Below are 24,817 nucleotides of genomic sequence, written 5' to 3'. Positions count from 1 at the left end.
ATTCTATTATTTTAATTGCAAGATTACTGTTTGACTAATGTGTGAAGACGCGAGTAATCATTTATAAAAAAGTAAGCGCCGTCATATCATTTGTTTGTGTCAACTGCATACATATTGCTCAACCAGTAATCAAGCGCCATTTGATAACCCAATTGTCCCAAGCCGCAAATAACTCCGACTGCAATATCACTTAGATATGAATGATGGCGGAAAGGCTCACGGGCATGAACATTGGATAAATGTACTTCTATAAATGGTTTTTGGGTGGCCAATAGCGCGTCGCGCAAAGCCACTGAAGTATGCGTAAATGCAGCTGGATTAATAATAATAGCATCAACTTGGGCAGACTTATCCGCCAATAATCCATGATGCTGAATGTCGTCTACTAGCTTACCTTCATGGTTGGACTGTATACATATTAACTCTACACCGTGGCGAGCGGCGTGCTCAACTAGTTGCTTTTCTATATCAGCAAGTGTCGTATGACCATAAATGTGCGGTTCCCTCTTACCTAGTAAATTTAGATTTACCCCATTTACTAGTAGTAATTTATGAGTCAATATTTGATTTGAATTTTCGTTAGTCGATTGTTCGGCTGTTTTTGATGGAGTAAAGGAGGTCATAATGGTCTCGGTAACTATTGAGCGATATTAATAATTTATTATAATATATGAATAATCTAAGGTGCGGGTCACCGGACTAAACCAGCTTCAACGCATTTTGCTCTTTATCATAACAGCTTGATAGCTAGGTTATAAAAATTTGTCTAAAAAATTATTTAGATATTAAAAAGCATATTAAAAGTCTTTATGTTGCTAAAAACCCGTGCTATGATATTTTTTATGCAATAAATATTGCAAGTTTGTTGCTATCATCAAATTTCATGACGATAAGTGCGTTTGGCGAATTTGTTATGGAAATACTATGTAGGTAATTAAAGTACTACATAGATGATGGTAAGTAGAGTAGTAATACTCTTAATTTTTGATTTCATAATCTTAGACCCTGTTTATATGCAATGTCGCAAAGGAAGCTAGGGCTAAGCGGACTTTTTTAGGAAGTAATATTATGTCAGCTCGTGAGCAAGGTATCGTTAAGTGGTTTAATGACTCAAAAGGCTTTGGTTTCATTCAACGTGACAGCGGAGAAGATATTTTTGTCCATTTCCGCGCGATTCAGGGTGATGGCTATCGTTCTCTAAAAGATGGCGAAAAAGTTGAGTTCAGCGTAGTAGAAGGTGACAAAGGTCTGCAAGCTGAAGAAGTCAGAAAGATAGAAGAGTAATTTACCCAGACATTAAAGCGGTTTAGTTATAATGTCTGTACAAACTACTGATATACTACTGAGTCAAGCCCATCTTATCTTACCTATGTTGAGTGAACTGCAGCATATTTGGTAGGGTTGGATTCGGGCTTGGCTTTTTTTATGCCTATATGTCTGATGGTAGTTTGCAGACTTGATAAATCTACTCTTACTGCTCACGGTTTAAACACTACACTCGACACTATAAAGGTTCATTGTGAGCCTATTTATAATTAATAAAATACAAGTAATTCATTTAAAAGGATATTTTTTTGAGCAATTTTACAACGTTTACTGATTTGCCACTTTCAACAGCGACCCTGCGTGCAGTAAGTGATCTAGGCTTTACTGAATTGACGCCCATTCAAGCAAAGATACTACCGCATACATTGGCACATCAAGATGCTATTGGACAGGCACAAACGGGCACAGGTAAAACAGCGACTTTTCTACTGACTATTATGGAAGCCTTGCTTAAGCGTCCATTTACCAACGACGAAGAGCGCTATCTTGGTGAGCCGCGCGCTGTGGTCATGGCGCCAACTCGCGAACTGGCTCAGCAAATATTTGATGACTGTATTGCATTAACCAAATATACCTCGCTACATAGCGTCTGTATTATGGGCGGTACTAACTATGAAACTCAGCAGCACGAGCTTGAACGTCAATACGTTGATATCTTGGTAGCGACGCCTGGCCGTCTAATTGACCTTGCTAATAAAGGCATGGTGTATCTAGATAGAGTAGAGGTGCTGGTACTCGATGAAGCCGATCGTATGCTAGATATGGGGTTTATTCCTGATATCAAACGCCTAGTTGGTCGAATGCCTGCCAATACGGATCGTCAAAGCTTACTGTTTTCTGCAACCTTTAACCAAGATGTTATGAATTTGGCCTACCGTTGGTTACATGAGCCTCAGTTTGTTGAAATTGAGCCTGAACACAAGACCAGCGAGTTAGTAGATCAGCATTTTTATTTGCTGACAGAAGATCAAAAGCTAGACGCCCTACAGCGTATTATCAGTGATGAAGCAGTAGAAAAGGTCATCGTCTTTGCCAACCGTAAAGACCAAGTAAAGCGTCTATATCACAAACTGCGTCAAGCGCATAATATTGTGATGCTCTCAGGTGATGTCATTCAGCAAAAACGTGAGAAATACTTACAGCGTTTCAAAGATGGTCATGCATCTATTTTGGTGGCGACAGATGTAGCAGGGCGCGGTATCCATGTCGATGATATCAGTCATGTGGTCAACTTCACTTTGCCTGACCAGCCAGATGATTATGTACACCGTATCGGTCGTACGGGCCGTGCAGGACAGACAGGTATTAGCATCAGCTTTGTGAGTGAGGATGATGCCTTTAATATACCGGCATTAGAGAAGCATTTAGAAACCAAGTTTACGCTTGAGCAATGGCAGGAATAATTGCTATAAACTGAGCATTATTCAACAAGCAAAAGCCCTCAATATCGAAAATGGTATTGAGGGCTTTTTTATATGCTAAGTGTTAATAGTATCTGTTTAGATGATTTTATTGAGCGTGTTCCATCATCTCAGTATGCTCATGGTGATTCATGTCCATTGATTCATCACTCGTGTCATGCATGCTATGGTCCATATGGTTGTCCATATTTTGCATGTTATGATCCATGTCTGCTGCCATATCCATATCATGATTCATTTGGCTCATATCATGAGAGCCCATATCAGACATCATAGCAGTGTGGCTACCATGATTCATCTCACCATGGCTGCCATGCATATTTGCCATGACCATCGGCACGACCGCTACTGCCAAACCTGATATTACCATAACCGCACCGTTTAACTGTCTTAAGCGAAAACGTCCGATCTTATCACGTAGCCAACCGACCGTTTCGTGCGTCGCAACCAACATCGGTATGGTTCCTAGACCAAAGACAAACATCAACGCAGCACCGCTTAGTGGATTATGAGCAACGACCGCAATCAGTAGAGCGCCATATACCAAACCACAAGGCAAAAAGCCCCAAAGCAAACCTGCTGTTAGGGCGCGCGGAAAAGTATTGAGTGGAAATACCTTTTGGCGCAATGGACTAAGATACTGCCAAAATCGCATACCAAAACGTTCAAGCTTAGTCAAAAACGGCGCACCAAGCATCGTCACACCGACGAATACCAGTACCAATCCCAATAAAATACGCGGTGTACTATTACCCATCATCAATGGCTTTAATACGGTAATACCGATAAGCCCTGCGATTAAACCCAATAATGCGTAACTCGTTAAACGCCCAAGATGGTAAGTGGCTACCAAAGCACGGCGTTTGGCGGGGCTAACATCCTTCATAGACAGACCAAACGCGGTCACAAGACCGCCACACATGCCTAAACAATGCGGTGAACCAAAGAATCCCATTAGTAATGCCGCCACAAGTAAAGCGATGGTCATGAATGCGTCTCCTAAGAATGGTAAAGTGCGAACTTGCTAGTGCTGAACTGTTTGATAAAACGGCACCAATAAATTACGCATTTATAAGGTAGATAAATTAGACTTCTGAGTTTTTATCTATCTCAGAATTATCATTTTTTCCATCAGTTGCCACTGTTTCATATTTTTTCTGGGTAGGTGCTGAGCGTTCATGAGCTTGTATGGTTTGGCGGCGTTCTTGACGGTCATCCAATATAATACGCTGTGATGCATTGTCCAGATCTTCGAATTGATTTGACTTGACCGCATAACGCACTGCCCAAATAGCAACCACAAACAGCATGAGACTTAATGGAATTAATAAAAATATACTGAGCATGGCAAATCTCTTAAATAGCAGTGTCTCTTGTTATTATACACCCATCACAGATGTAGTGGATGATCGGTAGCATTTAGAACGAGTCTCTCAATAGTATCGTATACATCTTTAACGTTTATTCGTCAGAGTTTTTTGCAACACTGCCTCTTGGGGTCAATAGCTGCTGTGAAGTCACATCATTGGCATGGCGGCAGTCCATCTGTGGACGTATCACATCGCGCAGGTAGGCTGCGACCTCATAGACAGCGCGCCGTGAGTGACTTAAGTTGTGCGCAGGCTTCATCCAGTCGCGTCTAACTGGCAGTGGCGCAGGGAGTGGTGTGCTATTGATACCATTTAAAGCAAACTGTCTACGTGCACGTGCCATATGATAGCTATCAGTAATCAGATATACATGGCGTAGCGGAATACGTTTGGCCGTAAAACGGGCGTTTTCACATGTATTCATGCTGGCATTTTCACTGATCAGTCCATCGATACCATGTTCCATCAACCATTGACCGAGCCATGGAGCTTCAGCACCACTCAGTACGATCGGTAGGGGTAAGTCATGGTAAGCACCTGCAGCGGTACGGGCACGATTGAGACTATAGCGATTCAAGATAATTTGGTTGTTGTGGTCATTGGTCAGACCGCCGCCTAAGACTACATAGGCAGTAGGCGGTGAGCTCATGGCAGCAGCAGGCATGTCAGGTAGCGGCAATAGGGAAAAGATATAAACGATTGCTTGCGAAAACAGCGGGGTAAATAGGCTGATAATCACTAAAATGACAGACGTGGAGCCTAGTATAAAAGTAATATTGATAATGCGAAAAAGCGTCACCATGCGTTCAGAAAATCGCAAGTAATATCGCCATAATCGTTTAGATAATAGCCGCTTAGACCATGATTTTTTAGGCCACATGCTCAGCATATCCAATTGAGCCATCAGCATTTACCCAGACTGGCTCACGTGACAATTGAATGGCAAATTTTTCATAGACAGTAGCAGCGATATGTTTTTGCGCTATAGCTACATCCTCTTGTGTGGCTTGTTGAGGCGTATGGTTGGTCAGTACTAGTGCTTGCTGCTTATGAGTAAAAATAGGTGCAATACCGCCGCCTTTTAATCCCGCTTGTTCAATGAGCCACCCTGCAGCCACCTTTACCATTGCATCAGGCATCGCATAACCAACGATAGCTGGATAAGTTACTTGCAGCGCCGTGAATTGCTCCTGAGCGATAATAGGATTTTGAAAAAAACTGCCACAATTAGGTAGCTGCTTAGGGTCTGGCAGCTTTTGTTGTCTAATATCTATAATAGCTTGCATAACGTCAGCAGGCATTGCTTGCTCGCGCCCTTGTTGCTCCGCATAGCGCTGCGCCACAGTCTGTACATCGCCGTAACTGGCTAAAATATTGGCAGAATCAGTATGTAATCTGAAACCTACACGACTAATAAGCCATGTGTTTGGCGTACGTTTAAAGATACTGTCACGATAGCCAAATTGGCAATCAGCAGCTGATAAATGGTGCCAAGTTTGTGTCGGCAAATGATAGGCGCGTACATACTGTAAGCGGTCTTCTAATTGTACGCCGTATGCACCGATATTTTGTATGGGTGCCGCGCCAGTTAGACCTGGTATTAGTGCAAGATTTTCTAACCCATACCAACCTTGATTGACCGTATGAACGACCAAATCATGCCAGTTCTCGCCAGCCATTACCTCGATATCAACATAATCGTCAGTTTGTTCGGTCAGATTAATACCACGCATCTTTGGCTGTAATACTATGGCTTTCAAAGCGGCAGGCAATAAGACATTACTACCGCCAGACAGTACAAACAGTGGTAGCTTGTCTGCTGTATCCTCTATATAAGCTGCCATAAAGTCATCAAGCTGCGCCTCATTTTCTAACGTCACGACAGAGTCAGCAACACAGGCCAATGCCATAGTATTGTCATATGACAAGTCGATTGAATCATTGACTACGGCAGTCGATGAAACATTCGAAACATCAGAGCTGATGGTAGACTGAGTACTGTGGTCAAGGCGTGCAGCTTGGGTCATAACATAGCCTATGTGGCAAAAGGATAATAAGTAATAAGGTAGTTATAGTTGTTTCAATTTAAAAGAGATACAAGGCAACTGAGTGCAGATGTAACTGTGATACTTCAAGCGAGGTTAACGCTGTAGCTCTTTTGTAGAAGCTTAACCATATTATAGAGGATACCGGATGCAAGAGTAGCAGAAATATAGACGGTATGGCTAGCAGGCTTTCCAGCTTTCTATCCAAGCTTGGGCGCTTGACTCGATACGCTCGATCACCTCTTCAAAATCATCGTTATCGCCCTTATAGGGATCTGGCACATCACTGCCGCAATAGGTAGGGTCTTCTTCACTGAATAGGGCTAGTGTTGCCAAACTATCTTCTGACTCTGCAATGCTGTCTTTGATAGCTTGTAGATCAGCTAAATTCTGTGAATCCATGGCTAAGATTAAATCAAAATCACGAAAGTCATTGGCACTGACTTGACGAGCGACCAGCTTATTAATTTTATAGCCGTGTGATTTAGCATGACGTTGTGAGCGAGCATCAGGCGCACTGCCAACGTGCCAATCACTGGTGCCTGCTGAGTCTACTTTTATGGATAGTCCAGCAATCGCTGCTTGCTGACGAAAAACTTCTTCAGCAGTAGGGGAGCGGCAGATATTTCCCAAACATACCAATAATACAGACGAGGGAGTACAGGCTTTCATCAGCATAATATGACCTTCTATAACAAAAAAAACATGCTATAAGAGACCGGCATTGTTAATGCGGCTTTTATTAGCATGCAATCGATTGAATCAGCTGCTAGCGTAACGCTTAATGCTTGGAATGGCAAGGATAGAGACTAAACAATAGCGTCATTTAACAATGAAGCTTTGGCCATATGATGCATGGCCAAAATGCGAGATAGTGAAACGGTTTTAATCTTGATTACTTTTAAAACGCTGTAGATCGCGTCGCTCTTTTTTGTTGGGCTTGTTATCAGGACGAGCAAGGTTGGCCAGTTTGCGCTGTTCGGCATAGTAAGCACGGCGCGTCTCGCTCTCTTTTGTCTCTGAATATAGTACCTCAGCGGCAGTCGCATTGCCACGCTGTGCAGATAGCGCCTCAACAACGACAGTCTTTTCAGTCATAGCGGTCGCTGAGCCTTGACGAATGGTTAGCTCATCTCCGACTGAAATCTCTTTACTGGTTTTTACCCGGCTACCGGCATAGTGTACGCGTCCACTTTCAATCGCTTGTTTGGCAAGGGTGCGTGTACGATAAAACCTAGCTGCCCATAGCCATTTATCGAGACGGATTTTCACTAAGCCTTGGTTATTATCAGCATTAGCATTTTTCTTCATAAGAATCACTCTGCATTCGTTTTTATATTAAATCATAGTTTTATATAAACAATATTAGGGCAACTTTGATATTTGCAAATAAATTTGATGACTGTAGTTAGTTGCACCATTGTTGTTCACAAGGTACACCATCGTGGTTACCATCCATTTTGGTATTAGGACAGTAGTTTGTGAAATAAGTGGCTTCTGCACAGGATGTCATTTGTGAGCAATGTGTTCTGCCGTCACATGAAAAGCTTGAGGCTGGTTGTGTGGATAAGGCTGGGGTTACAGTTGGTACTGATGTTGAAGTGGTACCTAAATCAACGTATGTTGGCGCTATATCATCAATATTATCAACGTCAGTAGAGGTAAGAGTAGGTTGCGTTAGGATATCTGCTGCTGCATTGGTTGCAGGCTGATGTACCGTGTTTTTAGGTTGAAGGACTCTATAACCTATAAGCACGAAAATCAGACAGGTCAATATCACTAATACTTTGTTTATCACTGTGCCATACCTGCCAGCTCATAATCATTATTAATATAAAAATGGCAGTTTTCAATCGACTTAAAAACTGCCATTAGATAAGAAATATTACGTCTATTTTTACTATCTCAAAAACAACTGATAGCCAATGTTGTCATTGACCGTGGCACAGTCATAACCAATATCTAAAAGTGCGTCTTGTAACTGACGAGAATTGCCTTCAGAGGCTTGCAGGCCAACCAGTACACGACCTTCAGCGGCACCATGGTTGCGGTAATGGAATAAAGTAATATTGAAGTCATCACCCAATTTTTCTAAGAACGTTAGCAATGCGCCTGGACGTTCTGGGAATACCACTTGTAGCAATTGCTCGTTTTCGACATGAGCATGACCACCGATCAAATGACGGATATGTGATTTGGCGATATCATCATCAGTCAGGTCGTGAGCAGTGTAGCCATCGTCTGACAATTGGTTACTGATGGTTTGACGCTCTTTTTCACCTTCTTTTAAAGCAATACCGACGAAGATTGAGGCAGGTTCCATTGAGTCTGGTGACTTTTTGCTGTCGGCACGGTAGTTAAACTCTGTGATATTACGGCCATGTAGACTGCGACAGAAGTTCAAGAAAGCGCCTGTTTGTTCAGGAATAGTAACCCCAAAGATGGCTTCTTTTTTCTCACCAATTTCAGTACGCTCAGCGATATAACGCAAGCGGTCAAAATTCATATTGGCACCGCAAATGATACCGACGCAGTTTTTATCTTGAATATTATTGGCTTCGATATACTTTTTCATGCCAGCGACTGACAGTGCGCCAGCAGGTTCAACGATGCTGCGATTCTCTTCAAAGATATCTTTGACAGCCGCACACACTTCATCATTGGTACAAGTGATCACTTCAGGCTCAACGATAGGGCCTGAGTTATCGCTCTTTTGTGTACGGACGACGTCAAAAGGTAATTCGCCAATCTGTGCGACTGCCACGCCATCGACGAACAATCCTACTTGCTCGAGCTTGACACGTTCACCTGTTTCAAGCGCCGCTTTTAGACAAGCTGACTGCTCAGCTTCTACCGCAATCACTTTTACATGTGGTGCAACTTCGCCTAAGAATGCGGCTACACCAGAGATTAGGCCGCCACCACCAACGGCAACGAATACATAGTCCATGTTACGCCACTGCTGGGTCAGCTCAAGACCGATGGTACCTTGTCCTGCGATGACCAGTTCATCGTCATAAGGTGGAATAAAGGTCAGTCCTTCGCGTTCAGCGCGGTCAATTGCGTAACGGTTTGCTTGATCAAAGCTATCACCGTGCAGATCTACATTGCCACCAAGTGCTCTTACCGCATCCACTTTGATATCAGGAGTCGTGGTTGGCATGACGATGATGTTATTTAGTGATAATTTGCGTGCAGAGTACGCCACGCCTTGCGCATGATTACCTGCTGACGCACAGATGACGCCGCGCGCTTTTTGCTCATCGCTCAACTGACTGATACGGTTATAGGCACCGCGCAATTTAAATGATTTGACCGGTTGTAAGTCTTCACGCTTAAATCTAATGTCATTGGCAAAACGTTGGGTCAGCTTGGGCGCCGTTTCAAGTGGTGTTTGAATAGCAACGTCATAGACGGTGGCTTGTAAGATGGCTCGTACCCAGTGTGACAGCATAGTAATCCCTAAACAGAGTGAATATAAAAAGTGTAGATGAATATAAAAATGAAATAGATTAGCCTATGCCGATTTTTAGTATCTTGCAAGACTCAATTGCAGTTTTCTTGGGATTTCGTGCTTGAATTTACATGAAGTGCAGGTATTTGCCTAAGTTAAGTCTTAGGTAGGCACGATAGGGCTCACAAATTAGCGTCATGATGCGCTAACATCCATTAATATCATCGGTTATAATAGCCGCGCATTTTATCTGTTTTAGCCTTTTACTTTTTTTAAGACCATACGTTTATTTTCCAAGGATTTATGATGAGTGATCAGCAAGCACAAAAGCAAGCCGCGGCCAAAGCTGCTCTAAGCTATATCAAAGACGAGATGATACTTGGGGTAGGGACAGGTAGTACGGTCAACTGTTTGATTGAGTTGTTGCCACAATTAAAGCTTGCTGGCGCTGTCGCTAGCTCACAGGTGACAGAAGACAAACTTCGTGCGCTTGGTATCGAAATAGTCGATTTAAACTTTGCTGGCACGTTAGATGTTTATATCGATGGCGCTGATGAAGTCAATGAGCACTTGCAACTTATCAAAGGCGGCGGCGGTGCCTTGACTCGCGAAAAGATTGTGGCCGCAGCTTCAAATAAGTTCGTCTGTATGGTCGATGATAGTAAAAGCGTTGATATATTAGGTCGCGCGTTTCCAGTACCGATTGAAGTATTACCACAAGCACGCTCGTATGTGGCTCGCCAATTGGCCAAATTGGGCGGTGAGCCAGTATATCGTGAAGACTTTGTCACTGATTATGGTAATGTCATTCTAGATACTTATGATTTGGATGTGAGTAATCCAATCGCGCTCGAAAAAGAGCTAAATAATATCGTAGGTGTGGTCTGTAATGGTATCTTTGCAGCAAACCAAGCAGACGTTCTGCTAAAAGCAGGTGCTAATGGTGTGACAACGCTCACGCGTTAATTTATGATCAAATCATTTGTACAACCAAAAAAGCCGTCCAGATCTGGACGGCTTTTTTATATAGGAACTTATTTAGGAGTGTACTAGCAAGTTATCTTACTATTGATCTCACTGTCTTTTGATAGAATAGCCTAAGTTATGCAGGCAACTTGATTTTGTCTTTAAGTAAAAACTCCATCAATGCTTTTTGGGCATGTAAGCGGTTTTCAGCTTCATCCCAAACGACAGAGCGTGGGTCATTAAGCATGTCATGAGAGATTTCCTCGCCGCGATGGGCTGGCAAGCAGTGCATAAATACCACTTCAGGGTCGGCTTTGTCTAATAAAGATGGCGTCACTTGATAAGGGGCAAAACGACGTGCACGCGTATTTTGCTCTGACTCTTGACCCATACTTGCCCACACATCAGTGACAATTAAGTTAGAATCTTTTGCTGCGTCTTGTACGTTTTCTACCAGACTGACGCAGTGTGAGAAGCGCTCCATAAGTTTTGGATCAGGCTCGAATCCATAAGGCGCTGCCACACGTAGTTCAAAACCAAACTGATTGGCAGCTTGCATAAATGACGAACACATATTGTTGCCATCACCGACCCACGTGACGATTTTATTTTCGATACTACCACGATGCTCGTAATAGGTTTGCATATCAGCAAGCAACTGGCAAGGATGGTAGTCATCGGTCAACGCATTGATAATCGGTACGCTTGAGTATTCAGCAAAGGTTTCAACTTTTTCATGCCCAAAGGTGCGAATCATAATGATATCAACCATGCTAGAAATCACGCGCGCTGAGTCTTCTAATGGCTCGCCGCGACCGAGCTGCGTATCGTTTGGTGATAAAAATATGGCATTACCACCAAATTGACCCATGCCCGTCTCAAATGAGATACGGGTACGCGTTGAAGATTTTTCAAATATCATGCCAAGCGTACGACCAACAAAAGGCTGATATATCTCGCCTGCGTGTTGCATCTTACGCAATTCGCTTGCGCGTTTGATTAAGTTTTCTAGTTCTTGTTTGGTTAAATCAGATAAGGTTAAAAAATGGCGCAAACTCATAGTAATCCTAGCAGTCGATCGCAGTCAGTGAAACGTCATCAGTCTTCAATAGCATCGCGTCAGTGCGTATACTGGGTTGACAACAAACTTTTAGTATAGCGTATTTACTTTCAATGTAAACGTTCATTTTTATCAAGATCAAATGGCTTGCCAAATAGACCGAAATCACCTTAGCAAGCCACGATACCTTATATGCTAATGACTGTGCCGCTAATGATTATGCCTGTGTACGGTTTGGACGTATGCTAAGGCGACATAATAGCTCATAACTAATCGTCCCAGCATGACCTGCAACTTCATCGACACGCGGCGCATCGCCCCAGAGCATGACCTTGCTATCTATAGCAAGACTCTCAGGTGTGCTACTGATATCAATGACAATCATATCCATAGCCACTCGCCCAATCACTGGGCAGCGGTAGCTTTGGCTGTCGTTAGCATCGATGACAGTGACATACGCATCATCAGTGACCACACGTGGGTAGCCATCGCCATATCCAACGCTGACCAAAGCGGTTCTGGTGTCTTGCTGCGCACGCCAGCGGCTACCATAGCCGATCGCATCATTGGCGCTAACGGTTTGTAGAGCAATGATTTGAGCACTAAACTCCATCGCGGGCTGCAAGTCTAATTCTTGTGCGCTTTTATCAACGACAGGCGAGCTACCGTATAAGATAATGCCTGGACGTACCCAGTCATAATGATGTTCTGGGAAGTTGACGATACCAGCAGAGTTGCATAATGAGCCTTGGATATTTGGGCTAATGGTGTCTTTCAAAGTCGCTAGTACGCTTGAGAAGCGCTCAATCTGTATGGCATTTAATGGGTGATCGTGGTCATCAGCATTGGCAAAATGCGTGGCTAGAATCAGCTGATAACCCGCTTCATATAGGCGTTTTGCTGCTGATAGCACACCCTCAGCATTGAAACCCAAACGGTTCATGCCCGTATTGTATTTGAGCCAAGCGACTCTAGTTGCACTGCCAGCTGGCGGGATATTTTGTAGTGCCCATTCTAGCTGTGGTCTGTGGTGAATCACGCAGCTAATATCATGATCAATCGCTTGTTGCCACTCATCAGCGGTAAACGCACCTTCTACTAGACCGATGGTTTTCTCCCAACCTAACTGTCTGGCTTCCAGCGCTTCAGTCAACGTAGCGACACCGATACCATCTGCTTGCTGCAGGGCTGGCAAGACTGCCGCCACGCCATGCCCGTAAGCATTGGATTTGACCATAGCCAATACTTTAGACTGAGGTGCTCGTTGTTTGACTTGATTTAAGTTATGAGTAAGGGCTTTTGGTTTTATAGTAATTGTGCGCATAATCGCCTTCTATATGAGTAGAATTATGAAGTTATAAAGCCAGTACTGCATCGATTGGGTTGATGCGGTACTGGCTATTGTATTAAAAACTGGTTATGTAAAATTATTTATTAACCTATAATTTAAACTGAGTCTATATAAGGCTTAGTCTTGATTAGGCTTAAATTTATAAGGTTGGTTACTCATCATTCTCGAAACTCACGCCTTGGTAGTACTCTGGCGTTAGATTGATAAAGCGGGTAAATTGACCTTCGAAGCCTAGACGAATAGTACCAATAGGGCCGTTACGCTGTTTACCAATGATGATTTCCGCTACACCTTTGTGGTCTGAGTTTTCATTATAAACCTCATCACGATAGATGAACATAATCAAATCAGCATCCTGCTCAATCGCACCAGATTCACGTAGATCTGACATGATAGGGCGTTTATTTGGACGGTTTTCTAGACTACGGTTAAGCTGTGATAACGCAATCACTGGACATTCAAGCTCACGTGCGAGCGCCTTTAGACTACGAGAAATCTCGGAAATCTCGCCAACACGGTTACCATCTAGACTTGGCACTTTCATCAGCTGAAGATAATCGACTACGATAGCACCCAAGCGACCGTCATGATTTTTGGCGATACGGCGGCAGCGAGAACGCATCTCAGACGGCGGTAGGGCAGTACTATCATCAATATACAAATGCTTTGATTGCAAATGTTGAATGGCGTTCATCATCTTTGCCCATTCATCTTCATTCATTTGCCCAGAACGTAGGTGCGTCTGGTTAATCGCGCCCCATGAGGACAGCAGACGCATGACGATAGATTCCGCAGGCATCTCCATCGAAAATACGACGACTGGCAAATCTTCATTAAACAAAATCCCTTCTGCCAAGTTCATCGCAAAAGTGGTTTTACCCATCGAAGGACGCGCAGCGACAATAATCAAGTCACCCGCTTGTAGGCCTTGGGTTTTGTTATTCAGCTCGGCAAATGGTGTCTGCAAACCAATCATGCCATCGGGATTAGATTTTAGTTCTTGAATCTTATCGATCACATTGGTCAAGACAGAAGTGATACCGACAGGTCCGCGCTGTTCTGCGCGTTTATTGTGCTGCTCATTGATACTAAATATCTTACCCTCGACATTGTCTAGAATGTCGCTAACGCTTTGGTCTTTTGGATTATAGGCAAGCGTCAGCATGTCGTTACCAGTGGTAATCAGCTGGCGTAGGGTTGATAGTTCACGCACACGCTGGGCGTAGGCAGTTAGGTTAAACAAGGTCGCAGGACTTTGGCTCAAAATATCGGCCAAATAACTGTCACCACCTGCGCCTTTGAGTAACTTTTGCGCTTCTAACCAGTCGTGTACCATGACCGTATCATAAGGCTCATTCACTGCCGCCAAATGGGCAATGGCATCAAAAATATATTGATGTCGCCCAGCATAAAAGTCATCTTTGGTGACAATATCGGCAATCTTGTCGTACGCCTCTTCGATACTCATCAAAGACGCGAGCAATGCCTTCTCAATATCAATATTGTGCGGCGGTGTCTGATTGAGTAAGTCGTCGGTTTTGTCGTTTTCTGCCATGAGTGCCTAATGAGTTAAAATGGGTATGAAAAAAGATGTCGATGATAGAGCAATACAAACGTAGCGCGCCTCTACGATAGAAGTACCAAAACGCGGTCTCAGGTTTGTCTGTAAATGCTACAATCAGATGCGAAAGTTTAACACATAATGTGGTTTTTTAGACTTGATAAAGAACTAAATCTGAAGTGATTGTTTTTTATGAAGTAAGAGATACCATACAATATCTAAGTATCAAAACTTAAGGTATTAATTATAAATATAATAAAATCAATAATTTGAATAACGTAAGGCTATTGTTATGACAGAAAAAAAACGCCCACTATTAATCACCACAGGTGAGCCTGCGGGTATTGGCATGGACGTAGTACTAGGACTAGCAGCAGAGGGTAAGTTGCAAGATTTTGCTCGGCCAATTTGGGTGACTGCTGATGCTAAAGCGATGCAAACTCGCGCAGAGGAGTTGGTCGCGGCTGGCATGCTCAAAAGCATACCTAGTTGGCATACTATCAATACAGATATAAATGCCGATAACTTCGCTGTTAACTTGGTAGAGCAGATATCACAGCAGAATATAGACGCTGATAGTGCTTTTATCCTACTGAATATTCCTTGTGCGGCACCAGTTGTCTGCGGGCAAATCAGTATCGCTAACTCAGCGATGGTGGCTCAGCAGTTAGATATTGCTCATAAACTGGCAATAAATAATACAGTCTCTGCCATCGTCACTGGGCCATTGCAAAAATCAGCGTTGATAGATGCTGGCATCAAGCTATTAGATGGCACCATGTTTAGTGGTCATACTGAGTTTTTTATGCAGCAAAGTGGCTGTGAGAAAGTCGTCATGATGCTTGCCAATCAAGCGATGAAAGTAGCGCTTGTCACTACGCATTTACCATTAAAGGACATCCCTGCTGCGATTACTGCCGATAATGTACGCCAAACGGTACAAATTGTCATCGATGATATGAGAGAAAAGTTTGGTCTCACGCAGCCTCGTATTTTAGTTTGTGGCCTCAATCCACATGCAGGCGAGGGTGGTCACTTGGGAAGTGAGGAGATTGAGATTATCAATCCAGTTCTGAGAGAGTTTATCGATGCAGGCGTACACATATCAGAAGCGATGCCAGCTGATACGTTATTTACCACCAGACATTTAGCAAACTGTGATGCGGTCATTGCCATGTATCACGACCAAGGATTGCCAGTATTAAAGTCGCACGGTTTTGGCGATACGGTCAATCTAACCTTAGGCTTGCCTTATATTCGTACCTCTGTTGATCATGGTACGGCGTTAGACTTGGCAGGAAGCGGCGGTGCGAGTGCGACCAGTTTATATCAAGCACTAAGTATGGCTAATGAGATGGCTGATAAATCACTTATTGATGTACCTGCTGTATAAGTCAGTGCTTATAGATATTTTTCACGCAGTATTAGTATTTGGCAACGTTAGTATCAACAATACTTATCTAAAAAGGCAGCTACTTAAGACGATTTAGTAAAGTTTATATCGTGTATGACGGGCAGCGTCTGTCTTAAACACAGGCCCGCAATCCTAGGGTCAAGACCCTAAGATTGTCTGGTCACGGATACTGATTGGTTGACGAGCTCCATGGATCCGAACGAGGTTAAGAATGCGACGTTTGACGCATCGGACCCAACACCAATGCGGGCCATTGTGTCGGCACCTGCCATGCCAGTCGGATCAATGAGATGCCAGCTCCCTTCAAGGTAGACCTCGGCCACGGCATGAAAGTCTTGTGGTGTCACATCGGGCGCATAAACGCTCACAAACCTAGCTGGTATCGACGACGCGCGTGCTAATGTTACGAGAACATGCGCAAAGTCGCGGCATACGCCCTGACGTTGAGCAAAGCTGTCGAGCGCGGTGGTTTGTGCATGGCTCGATCCGGGTACATAGCTAAATGCCGACTCGATCCAGTCGCGCATCGCGGCAATCCGTGCGCCGCCAGCGAGATTGCCAAACTCGGCGTCCACGAAGGCATGGAACTGTTCTGACGGGCAATAGTGAGACGGCATTAAATGCCTGATCGTCTCTCCGGGCAAAAGATGCAGGGGCGTTTGGGACAGTGCCGATATGTCCAAGGCAGGACGGTCAACGGTGATCTCTGCGAGGTAAGTGCAGCTAAAATCCCCTTCAGCATGAATCCAAATCCGCTCTCCTATGCCATCATCGGCGGTGACCCGTGAAAAATGCGCAACGTCTGATGTCCAAATCTCGGTCGAACGCACCCGCTGATCCGCAAGATCGGCGGCTTCGATCTGAAGCAAAAGATCCATAGGCTCTGAGAGTCGATAATGGAGTGTGACGTTAAGTTTCAGGATCATGTTTGAACTCCCTAAGGGTATTTATCTGGCGGGCTGACGATCGCGTAGGGCTGAACCGCCTCGACTATATCAGAGACTGGCTTACTTTACTGGAGTCAGGCAGCAATGCCTGACAGGGTTAAATTATCATAATACCGCTTTTCAAACTCAAAAGGTGAGACATAACCAATTGCGTTATGCAGTCGGGCTTTATTAAACCTAAGAAGGGTTAAAAATCGATTAATTATCGATTTAACTTTACGCCGCAATCGTTGTCATGACTCGATTTTGGATTTATTTCTGTCTGATAGCGCTCGGTTTGACGCTGCCATTTAGCATAATCAGAGTTTATATTAAATGGATGTAGAGGTAAAAAGTTACCGGGTCGGTTACTCGAAAGCATGACTCGTCTATCGATAATAATTATTCAAAAACACAGCCTAATTATGAGCTGTGGTATAATTCGCCATTATAAAGTCAGCGTATCGCTGCCATTACACTATTATCGCCCATTTATCTTTTATACATTAAGACTCTTTTATGTCCAAAACTTCATTTGATGCTCAAACTATTTCTAACAGCTTACGTGCTGCCAAACATCAGCCGCGTAAGCGCTTTGGCCAAAATTTCCTGCATGATACTAGCGTCATTCGCGAAATCGTCGAAAGTATTCGTCTAGAGCGCGATGACAATTTGATCGAGATTGGGCCTGGTATGGGCGCATTGACCGAGCCGTTATTAGCAGAAGTGGATGCGATGACAGTCGTAGAGCTGGATCGTGATTTGGCAGATAGCTTGCGTATTCGTATCGGTGCCAATAGCCATCCAAACTTTGAGATTATCAAAGACAACGCGATGCATGTGGACTACCGTGAGCTATATAGTGAAGAGCGCGGTAAGCTGCGCGTGGTGGGCAACCTGCCGTATAACATCTCTACGCCTATTTTATTTCATCTGCTTAGCTATGCCGATGTGATTCAAGACATGCATTTTATGTTGCAAAAAGAAGTGGTCGAGCGTATCACGGCCGATGTGGGTAGCAAGACTTATGGTCGCTTATCGGTCATCATGCAATACCACTGTGATACAGATTATTTGCTGACCGTTCCTCGCGGTGCGTTTAATCCACCACCCAAGGTGACCAGTGCTGTCTTCCGCCTGACACCGCATATCAACAAACCAGTAGTCGCAAATGATGAAGAGCATTTTGCCATTGTCGTACGTGAGACCTTTAACCATCGTCGCAAGACGCTACGTGCTATCTTCAAAAAATCAACGTTGCTGCCGACATTGAGCGAAGACGATTTTGCGGCTTGTGGTATCGATCCGCAGGCACGACCTGAGACATTAAGCGTCACAGATTTTGTGAACCTAAGCAATCATTCACAACAGCTAGACGTATAATGTATTTTTGATACATAAAAGCATGCTACTAACCGTCAATTATAATGGCGGTTTTTTATGCTTTATTTTTATGACCAGTGCTTAGGTATTTATTTCTTATCGAGCTGTCTTTAACTATCGTGTTCAAATCGTTGAGATATTATGAGTTTTCGCCATCAGTATGTTATCGGTGACTTGCAAGGTTGCTATGCTGCGTATCTACAATTGCTAAAAACACTGGATTTTGATCCTAAACAAGACAAATTGTGGTTTGCTGGTGATCTGGTAGCACGCGGCGAGGACTCATTGAATACGCTGCGTCATGTCAAAGCGTTGTGTGAGCAGGGCGCTGCGGCAACGGTATTGGGCAATCATGATCTTAATTTGATAGCAGTTTGGCGCGGGGCAGCCAAGCTTAAAAATAAAGACAAAACGGCACCTATCTTTGCTGCGGATGACTGTGATGAGTTGCTCGAATGGTTACGCAGGCAGCCGATATTGGCCTATCCTGATGAGCAAACGGTGTTGGTACATGCGGGTATTCCACCGCATTGGAGTATTGAAGCCGCCGCAGGATACGCGCAGCAATTAGAAGCTCAGCTGCAAAGTAATTTAGCGCAGCTCGACCAATTGCTGCCGAATCTATATAGCAAAGAAGCGGATGAATGGCATGCAGGTATCGAAGGATTTACCAAGATGCGGGCGATTGCTAATTACTTTACGCGTATGCGCTTGTGTAAGCAGGATGGGTCGCTTGAGTTTAGCTTCTCAGCAGGCTTAGATGAGGCTATGCCAACCGATTTTTTGCCTTGGTTTAAGTGGCAAGTACCGCGCACTCGTAAGATACTATTTGGGCATTGGGCTGCGCTAAAAGGCGAGATTGATTTGCCACATGCGCGCGCACTTGACGGGGGCTGTGTGTGGGGTAATTATCTATTGGCTTATAGATTGGGTGACGGTAAGGTAATAACCTCAAGCGCACAGTGCCCGAGCCCATAAAGAGGGTTATAAGCGTCTTAATATACAAGGCTAAATAAACAGTCTGTTATAAGTAGTTCCATTATACCAGTCTGTTTTAAGTGGTCTGTTAATAGACTTAAAGGGTGAAATAGCTGGTTGCTTTGGAGGTATACCTATGGCAAACCAATCAAAGGAAAATAACTCGACAGTTTGCCCAGCTTTAATAAGCTTTGGCTAAATATTCAAAGCAAAACTCAATAACACGCGTTTACCAGACTGAATTCGTGAAACACTGTGCTCATATTTATCGGGACGAAATAAATAAACTCTGTCGAACAGGTTTACAATGCAGTTTGAACACTCGAACACACCACCAACTTTAGGCTGAATTAAAACAAAATTTAATTTGTAATAACGGCCTTTTTGCACGGGGTCATAGTGCTTCATAACGCTATGGTTAATAGGGTAGGTAACATAATTAATTGAAAAAATTCTACTACTGAAAATTGCTTTGTTGGTTACTCTTGCGGTCATATCTAATCCATTATTTTACATGTATTCAATGTCGCTTGACGCATCTCAATCTAACTGTATTGGTTGTAACTTAGTTAAATACTAGCGTAAATAATGTAATGAAATGTTCTACTTAATTTATGGAGCTATTTGTTCGATGAAAACTATGTTGCTATAGATGGATTAACATATATGGAGAGAATAGATGAAGAGTTTGTAAATTTCCCTCATATGCCTGAGTTGTGGAAATCTTCTAGATATAAAGGAGGTTGGAATAAAAGAATTTTCCAAAGTGTTCGATGCCTGTATAGCGCACCGAACATACTCTCATAACAGGTCTTATGACAAATAATTTTAATATCAACAGTTGATCGAGCAAAAACCCACCGCAACTACCTATTTAACTAGGTAGCTTTGGTGGTTTTTTAGGTTTTGGTAAAGGTGTTTTTGCGTCACCAGTTTGCTTATCATCAGAGTCAGTGTGGTATGGCTCATCACTAACGATATCGTTATTGATCGCACTTATCGTTTTGGTGGCCTTATCGTATTGAATATCATCGGTATAAGGAACACTGTTTAGTTCGTCATCGACTAAACCATCATCCAGATCCATTACCTTTTCAGGAGAGCTATACGGCTGCGTATGATCATCTGTCGGCTGCTTTTCATAATTGATGTCGGTGTTGGTCTGTGAATGTTGAGCATCAGCATGTTTAGATTCAGGCAGTATCCTGACATCAGACAGACGCCTTACCACATAATTACTTGGTATAGATTTGCCGTTTTTTTGTGCTGAAGTGTCATCAAATATCATGTGACCCTGACTATCGATACGCGCATATTTCATTGGCTTATCACGTGGCCAGAAAAAGTCAGACGGATGACTAATAATATGGCCAAACACCAGTTTTGTGAGGCGACTCCATTCAAAAAAGCGAACTTCTTTAGAACGTAGGGCGACAAACAGTGCCAACGAAAAGCTAACGATTAAGTTGACCAGACCAATAAGTGCCACACCAAGTATAGAAATTAGAATGAGGCTCCAGCTGATATCATCAGCAGATATGTTGAATAGTCCGTGTGCCAAGTTTGCTGAAGCAAAGGCAATGTGACGAATATCAATTGGTAAGCCGAAGATATAGCCGATAGTCGCGGTACTACCTAAGAACACCCCGAATAAGAAGTTACCCATGATAGCGCCCAAATTGGCTTCTATAAAGCCGCCTAAACGCTGAAGCCATGAGCTAGGCAATATGTATTTCAACAATCTGTGACGTTGTATACGTGCGCCTACGTTGTTATAAACTGCCAAGTTGTCGTAGTAACCGGCAATCAAACCAGATAAGAACAAGTAAACCCCAGCAATGGCAGCATGGGGCAGCGCTAATGAGTGGAACGGGTCGAGATCATGTAGCAAGTGTCCTGCTTTTTCGGTATCGATCATTGGCGCGCCAGTATATTGCAACCAAGCAAAAGAGATAATCAAAGCGACGGGTACGGCTAACATAACGTTACCCATAATAGCGATAAACTGGGTACGCAAGATATCGACGACCAATTCTGATAGCTTGGTCAACTGATGCGATTTTTTGCCAGAGCCTTCAGAAATGGTAGAGGCGATTGCAGCCGCGGTCATGGCTGGCTGCTTGGTCGCGACTGTGCCGCGGATAACATGAATAAATACGAAACCCAAACCATAGATCATACTGTTGATGAACGCGCGTCCCATGGGTGCAAGCGCTAAGTGATACGCCAGTATTTTTATGGTTGCCATAAATGCAATGACAAAGCCACCGATAGAGGCTTTTTTGAGCATTTTTTGATAGCCAGCTTTATCGGTACTAATATAATGCTCACCGACGCGGCTGGCATTTTCTGTGACTTTGCGAGAGAGTAGTTTGGTATTGTTATCAATCAAATAACCAATACTATAACGCTGATTGGCTGTAGTAATGAGCGCCTGTATCAGTTCGATAACAGCACGATCTCGCTTTTGATTATCGTCTGTGACCAACTCAGTCAAAATCCGCATACGCTGCAAGCTTTGATCTAAACGCAGCATCATATTAGTCAAACGGATAGAGATACCAGTTTTATAAATCCGCTTGCGTACGGTAGCGACGATATCTTCGCACTGTTCAAGCATGACCAATAGAGGTGCAGGATCGACTGCTTGCTCGGGCGTGATATCTGTCAAGGTATCAAGCTCATGTGCTTGACGATATTGATTGACGAAGAGTACGGCTTCTTGGTTTTGTGCAACGAAAGATGCTGAGTAGTTCAGTATTTGTGGATAGGACTCCATCAAATCAGGATGCAAGCCGATACCGCTGATGCGATAAGACAAAATGATAATGGCGTTTAGAATACTGTTTTTTGCGGTAGCGACTAGATTTAAGTGTTTCTCTTCTACGCGAACCAGCTCAACCAGTTTGTCCCATTTTCCCTTTTCAATATTGGCCAGCCAGCGTTCATCAGAGCGTTTATTAAATAAGTAGCCCACCAATTCTACGACAGAGTCATCTTGTGGTAGTAATGGTAAAAATCGATGGCCAATTAATCGGCGTAAACTATTGAAGAAACCTTGGTCGGACATGATACCAGTATCGGTATACAGCGCAATTTGTCGATATTGAATAATCAGTTTTAGCACGAAACTAGACAGCCCATCTCCATATTCTGGATGCTGATGTATGATATCAATAAGGGATTGAATTTTTTCGTTGGCCAATGCAGGTTCTTTATCACTGACTCGTAGCTCATCAATCAAGCGTTTAAGTACCGCAGGGTCTGGCACGTCGCTCAAGGCGGTAATCTGTTGTAAAATGCGTTTTAATTCTGACACGTCGCACCCTTTATCATGGTTGTTTCAATCGTTTTTATTATTTAAGTCGGTATAAGTGGTTGAGTAATGTTTACCAATCGTTCAATTGTAGTCGAGCGACATCTTGTCTTGCGTTATTTTAATCGGAACTGCCAATTGATATTGAATTATTTTGTTAGCAGTTATTTTGACAAAAAAAAGGACAGTAACACGACTGTCCTTTTAATCAAGGTATTTTAGGTTAGTTTTAAAGCTAGCTTAGCTTGCAGGAACGTCGAAATAAGCAAGATCAAAGTTCATCATTGGGTCACTACCAGCTTTGACCATTTGTGCATGAGCATCGATACGCGGTAGGACACGGCCGACAAAGTAGTCCGCAAGCTTGGCTTTATTGGTATAAAACTCGCCTTCTTTGCCATTAGCGGCTTCTACCATCAACGCAAACATGTACGAGTAGGCGAGGTAGCCAAACGCATGCATGTAGTCAACCGCACAGCCATTGATTTCGTTTTTGCGTTCGCCGATGTTGTTAAGCACAGTGGTGGTTAGCTCTTCAATGGTATCTGCTGCATTTAACGTAGCTTGTTTGATAGCGTGGTCTGCTTGCATGTTGTTAACAAAGTCACGAATCTCACCCAAGAAATGAGTGACGTACTTACCGTTGTTACGCGCAACTTTACGACCTAACAAGTCAAGCGCTTGAATACCGTTGGTACCTTCATAAATCTGGGCAATACGTGTATCACGAACGATCTGCTCCATACCCCATTCACGGATATAGCCATGACCCCCAAAGACTTGCTGACAATCAACAGTTGCTTCTAGTGCTTTATCAGTCAGGAACGCTTTAGCAACTGGTGTCAGTAGAGCAACACGAGCTGCAGCCGCTTTGGCTGACTCAGGATCGGTACTAAACTTCTCTTCATCAAGATTTTTGGCAACGTACATCGCAAAACAGCGCGACGCTTCAGTGTTTACTTTGGCGTTCAATAGCATACGACGGACGTCAGCATGATGAATAATAGCATCAGCAGGTTTTTCTGGGCTTTGTAGCTGGGTATCGCTACGGCCTTGACCGCGATCATTGGCATATAATGCTGCATTTTGATAGGCAAGCTCAGAACCACCAAGGCCTTGCAAGCCCATAGTGACACGCTCATAGTTCATCATGATGAACATTGATGATAGACCAGTGTTTTCCGCGCCAACCATCCAGCCTTTAGCATTATCAAAGTTCATGACACAAGTCGCAGAGGCTTTGATACCCATTTTGTGTTCGATAGAACCGACAGCTAATGTGTTGCGCTCGCCTAAGCTACCATCTGCATTTACCAAGAATTTTGGTACGACAAATAGTGAGATACCTTTTGAGCCTTCTGGTGCATTAGGTGTTTTTGCCAATACCAAATGAATGATGTTGTCAGTAAGGTCGTGCTCACCACCAGTGATAAAGATTTTGGTACCAGAAATATCATAGCTACCGTCACCATTAGGCACGGCTTTGGTTTTGATAATACCCAAATCAGTACCAGCATGTGGCTCTGTCAAGCACATGGTGCCCGCCCATTCGCCGCTGTACATTTTTTCTAAATAAGTTTGCTTTTGCTCTTCAGAGCCAGCTGCATTTAAACAAAGTGTCGCACCGACTGTTAGGTTTGGATACAGGGCAAATGATTGGTTGGCAGTGAAAACCATCTCTTCGGTGAGCATAGTAACCATTTTAGGGAAGCCCTGACCACCGTATTCAGCATTACCGCTTAAACCAACCCAGCCTGACTCAGCATATTGCTTATAGGCTTCTTTAAATCCTGTCGGCGTAGTGACGACGCCATCACCTTCGAAAGTTGCGCCTTCTTCATCACCGCTACGGTTAATAGGTAGTAGAATGTTTTTTGACAGTTTTCCCATTTCTTCTAAAATCATATCGACAGTTTCCATGTCGACATGAGCCAAGTTTTCGTTGTTTTGCCAAAACTCTGGCGCCTTGAATACGTCATTTAAGATAAAGCGCATGTCATTAAGAGGGGCATTGTAAACAGCCATAAACATTCCTTTGGTTCAAATAATTAAAATTGAAGTTGTTAAGATTATCAACTGTTCTTTTGGTATAACCTTAGCGATTAATAATCAAAGTTTAACAAATAAGCTTGTGAGCGAGTGTATTTCTTCGTGAATTGTGCGTACACCAAAAGTTAGCAACGGCTATTGAAGTACTTATAGACACCTCGCTGATAACTATAATGTGAGAAGGTAGACAGGTCGGT

21 protein-coding genes and 1 pseudogene are annotated in these 24,817 nt (G+C 43.5%); 7 read left to right on the top strand and 15 right to left on the bottom strand.

What is annotated here, in order from left to right; all coding sequences use genetic code 11:
- Positions 1–86: 86 nt before the first annotated feature.
- On the bottom strand, positions 87–623 hold the full coding sequence (aroQ, locus tag IEE84_RS07365) for a type II 3-dehydroquinate dehydratase (protein ID WP_191113685.1): 537 nt from the start codon (positions 621–623) through the stop codon (positions 87–89).
- Between the two features lie 445 nt (positions 624–1,068).
- On the opposite strand from aroQ, the gene IEE84_RS07360 reads away from it, so the two are divergent.
- Positions 1,069–1,284, top strand: a complete 216-nt coding sequence (locus tag IEE84_RS07360) for a cold-shock protein (RefSeq protein ID WP_057760416.1) — start codon at positions 1,069–1,071, stop codon at positions 1,282–1,284.
- Between the two features lie 290 nt (positions 1,285–1,574).
- Entirely contained in the window at positions 1,575–2,729 is a 1,155-nt protein-coding gene (locus tag IEE84_RS07355) for a DEAD/DEAH box helicase (protein WP_102091784.1), read from the top strand.
- Between the two features lie 106 nt (positions 2,730–2,835).
- On the opposite strand, the gene IEE84_RS07350 is transcribed toward IEE84_RS07355, so the two are convergent.
- The 7 genes and pseudogenes from IEE84_RS07350 to IEE84_RS13130 form a co-directional block, all read right to left on the bottom strand.
- Complete coding sequence (locus IEE84_RS07350) at positions 2,836–3,735, bottom strand: sulfite exporter TauE/SafE family protein (protein ID WP_191113684.1); 900 nt, start codon at positions 3,733–3,735, stop codon at positions 2,836–2,838.
- A 97-nt stretch (positions 3,736–3,832) separates the two neighbouring features.
- On the bottom strand, positions 3,833–4,093 hold the full coding sequence (gene ccoS, locus IEE84_RS07345) for a cbb3-type cytochrome oxidase assembly protein CcoS (RefSeq protein ID WP_191113683.1): 261 nt from the start codon (positions 4,091–4,093) through the stop codon (positions 3,833–3,835).
- Between the two features lie 115 nt (positions 4,094–4,208).
- Positions 4,209–4,937 carry a YdcF family protein gene (locus IEE84_RS07340; protein WP_224737680.1) on the bottom strand — a complete coding sequence of 243 codons (729 nt, stop codon included), beginning with the start codon at positions 4,935–4,937 and terminating at the stop codon, positions 4,209–4,211.
- A 49-nt stretch (positions 4,938–4,986) separates the two neighbouring features.
- A complete protein-coding gene (gene murB / locus IEE84_RS07335) occupies positions 4,987–6,027 on the bottom strand; it encodes a UDP-N-acetylmuramate dehydrogenase (protein WP_267443141.1) in 1,041 nt (346 codons plus the stop codon).
- Between the two features lie 315 nt (positions 6,028–6,342).
- A complete protein-coding gene (locus IEE84_RS07330) occupies positions 6,343–6,840 on the bottom strand; it encodes a low molecular weight protein-tyrosine-phosphatase (RefSeq protein WP_191113680.1) in 498 nt (165 codons plus the stop codon).
- Positions 6,841–7,047: 207 nt separating this feature from the next.
- Positions 7,048–7,473, bottom strand: a complete 426-nt coding sequence (locus IEE84_RS07325; RefSeq protein WP_191113679.1) for an RNA-binding S4 domain-containing protein — start codon at positions 7,471–7,473, stop codon at positions 7,048–7,050.
- A 97-nt stretch (positions 7,474–7,570) separates the two neighbouring features.
- Positions 7,571–7,711, bottom strand: a pseudogene (locus IEE84_RS13130) (excalibur calcium-binding domain-containing protein); the annotation flags it as partial.
- On the opposite strand from IEE84_RS13130, the gene IEE84_RS13125 reads away from it, so the two are divergent.
- Entirely contained in the window at positions 7,653–7,874 is a 222-nt protein-coding gene (locus IEE84_RS13125) for a hypothetical protein (RefSeq protein WP_224738028.1), read from the top strand. The pseudogene IEE84_RS13130 and the gene IEE84_RS13125 overlap by 59 nt on opposite strands.
- A gap of 188 nt (positions 7,875–8,062) precedes the next feature.
- Here the strand turns inward: IEE84_RS13125 and ilvA are convergent, their stop codons facing one another.
- A complete protein-coding gene (gene ilvA, locus IEE84_RS07315; protein WP_101205019.1) occupies positions 8,063–9,616 on the bottom strand; it encodes a threonine ammonia-lyase, biosynthetic in 1,554 nt (517 codons plus the stop codon).
- Between the two features lie 306 nt (positions 9,617–9,922).
- Here ilvA and rpiA point away from each other — a divergent pair, with 306 nt between their 5' ends.
- A complete protein-coding gene (rpiA, locus tag IEE84_RS07310) occupies positions 9,923–10,582 on the top strand; it encodes a ribose-5-phosphate isomerase RpiA (protein ID WP_191113678.1) in 660 nt (219 codons plus the stop codon).
- Positions 10,583–10,718: 136 nt separating this feature from the next.
- Here the strand turns inward: rpiA and argF are convergent, their stop codons facing one another.
- From argF to dnaB, 3 genes are all read right to left on the bottom strand, one after another.
- On the bottom strand, positions 10,719–11,642 hold the full coding sequence (gene argF, locus IEE84_RS07305; protein ID WP_057760398.1) for an ornithine carbamoyltransferase: 924 nt from the start codon (positions 11,640–11,642) through the stop codon (positions 10,719–10,721).
- Between the two features lie 217 nt (positions 11,643–11,859).
- Entirely contained in the window at positions 11,860–12,966 is a 1,107-nt protein-coding gene (gene alr / locus IEE84_RS07300; RefSeq protein WP_191113677.1) for an alanine racemase, read from the bottom strand.
- A 178-nt stretch (positions 12,967–13,144) separates the two neighbouring features.
- Positions 13,145–14,548, bottom strand: a complete 1,404-nt coding sequence (gene dnaB, locus IEE84_RS07295; RefSeq protein WP_057760393.1) for a replicative DNA helicase — start codon at positions 14,546–14,548, stop codon at positions 13,145–13,147.
- Between the two features lie 298 nt (positions 14,549–14,846).
- Between dnaB and pdxA the strand changes: the two genes are divergently transcribed.
- Positions 14,847–15,947, top strand: coding sequence for a 4-hydroxythreonine-4-phosphate dehydrogenase PdxA (gene pdxA / locus IEE84_RS07290; protein WP_191113676.1), 1,101 nt, complete (start codon positions 14,847–14,849; stop codon positions 15,945–15,947).
- 167 nt (positions 15,948–16,114) lie between these two features.
- Here the strand turns inward: pdxA and IEE84_RS07285 are convergent, their stop codons facing one another.
- Positions 16,115–16,894, bottom strand: coding sequence for a transglutaminase-like domain-containing protein (locus tag IEE84_RS07285; RefSeq protein WP_191113675.1), 780 nt, complete (start codon positions 16,892–16,894; stop codon positions 16,115–16,117).
- Positions 16,895–17,413: 519 nt separating this feature from the next.
- Between IEE84_RS07285 and rsmA the strand changes: the two genes are divergently transcribed.
- A complete protein-coding gene (gene rsmA, locus IEE84_RS07280; RefSeq protein WP_057760387.1) occupies positions 17,414–18,277 on the top strand; it encodes a 16S rRNA (adenine(1518)-N(6)/adenine(1519)-N(6))-dimethyltransferase RsmA in 864 nt (287 codons plus the stop codon).
- Positions 18,278–18,418: 141 nt separating this feature from the next.
- Complete coding sequence (locus tag IEE84_RS07275; RefSeq protein ID WP_191113674.1) at positions 18,419–19,255, top strand: symmetrical bis(5'-nucleosyl)-tetraphosphatase; 837 nt, start codon at positions 18,419–18,421, stop codon at positions 19,253–19,255.
- 874 nt (positions 19,256–20,129) lie between these two features.
- Here IEE84_RS07275 and IEE84_RS07270 read toward each other — a convergent pair.
- Both IEE84_RS07270 and IEE84_RS07265 read right to left on the bottom strand, forming a co-directional pair.
- Positions 20,130–22,574 carry a site-specific recombinase gene (locus IEE84_RS07270; RefSeq protein ID WP_191113673.1) on the bottom strand — a complete coding sequence of 815 codons (2,445 nt, stop codon included), beginning with the start codon at positions 22,572–22,574 and terminating at the stop codon, positions 20,130–20,132.
- Between the two features lie 237 nt (positions 22,575–22,811).
- On the bottom strand, positions 22,812–24,596 hold the full coding sequence (locus IEE84_RS07265; RefSeq protein ID WP_191113672.1) for an acyl-CoA dehydrogenase C-terminal domain-containing protein: 1,785 nt from the start codon (positions 24,594–24,596) through the stop codon (positions 22,812–22,814).
- Positions 24,597–24,817: the final 221 nt, after the last annotated feature.

Origin of the sequence: Psychrobacter sp. 28M-43 (assembly GCF_014770435.1) — a bacterium.
Classification (GTDB): Bacteria; Pseudomonadota; Gammaproteobacteria; order Pseudomonadales; family Moraxellaceae; genus Psychrobacter.
This window is presented reverse-complemented; position numbering and strand designations above follow the sequence as displayed.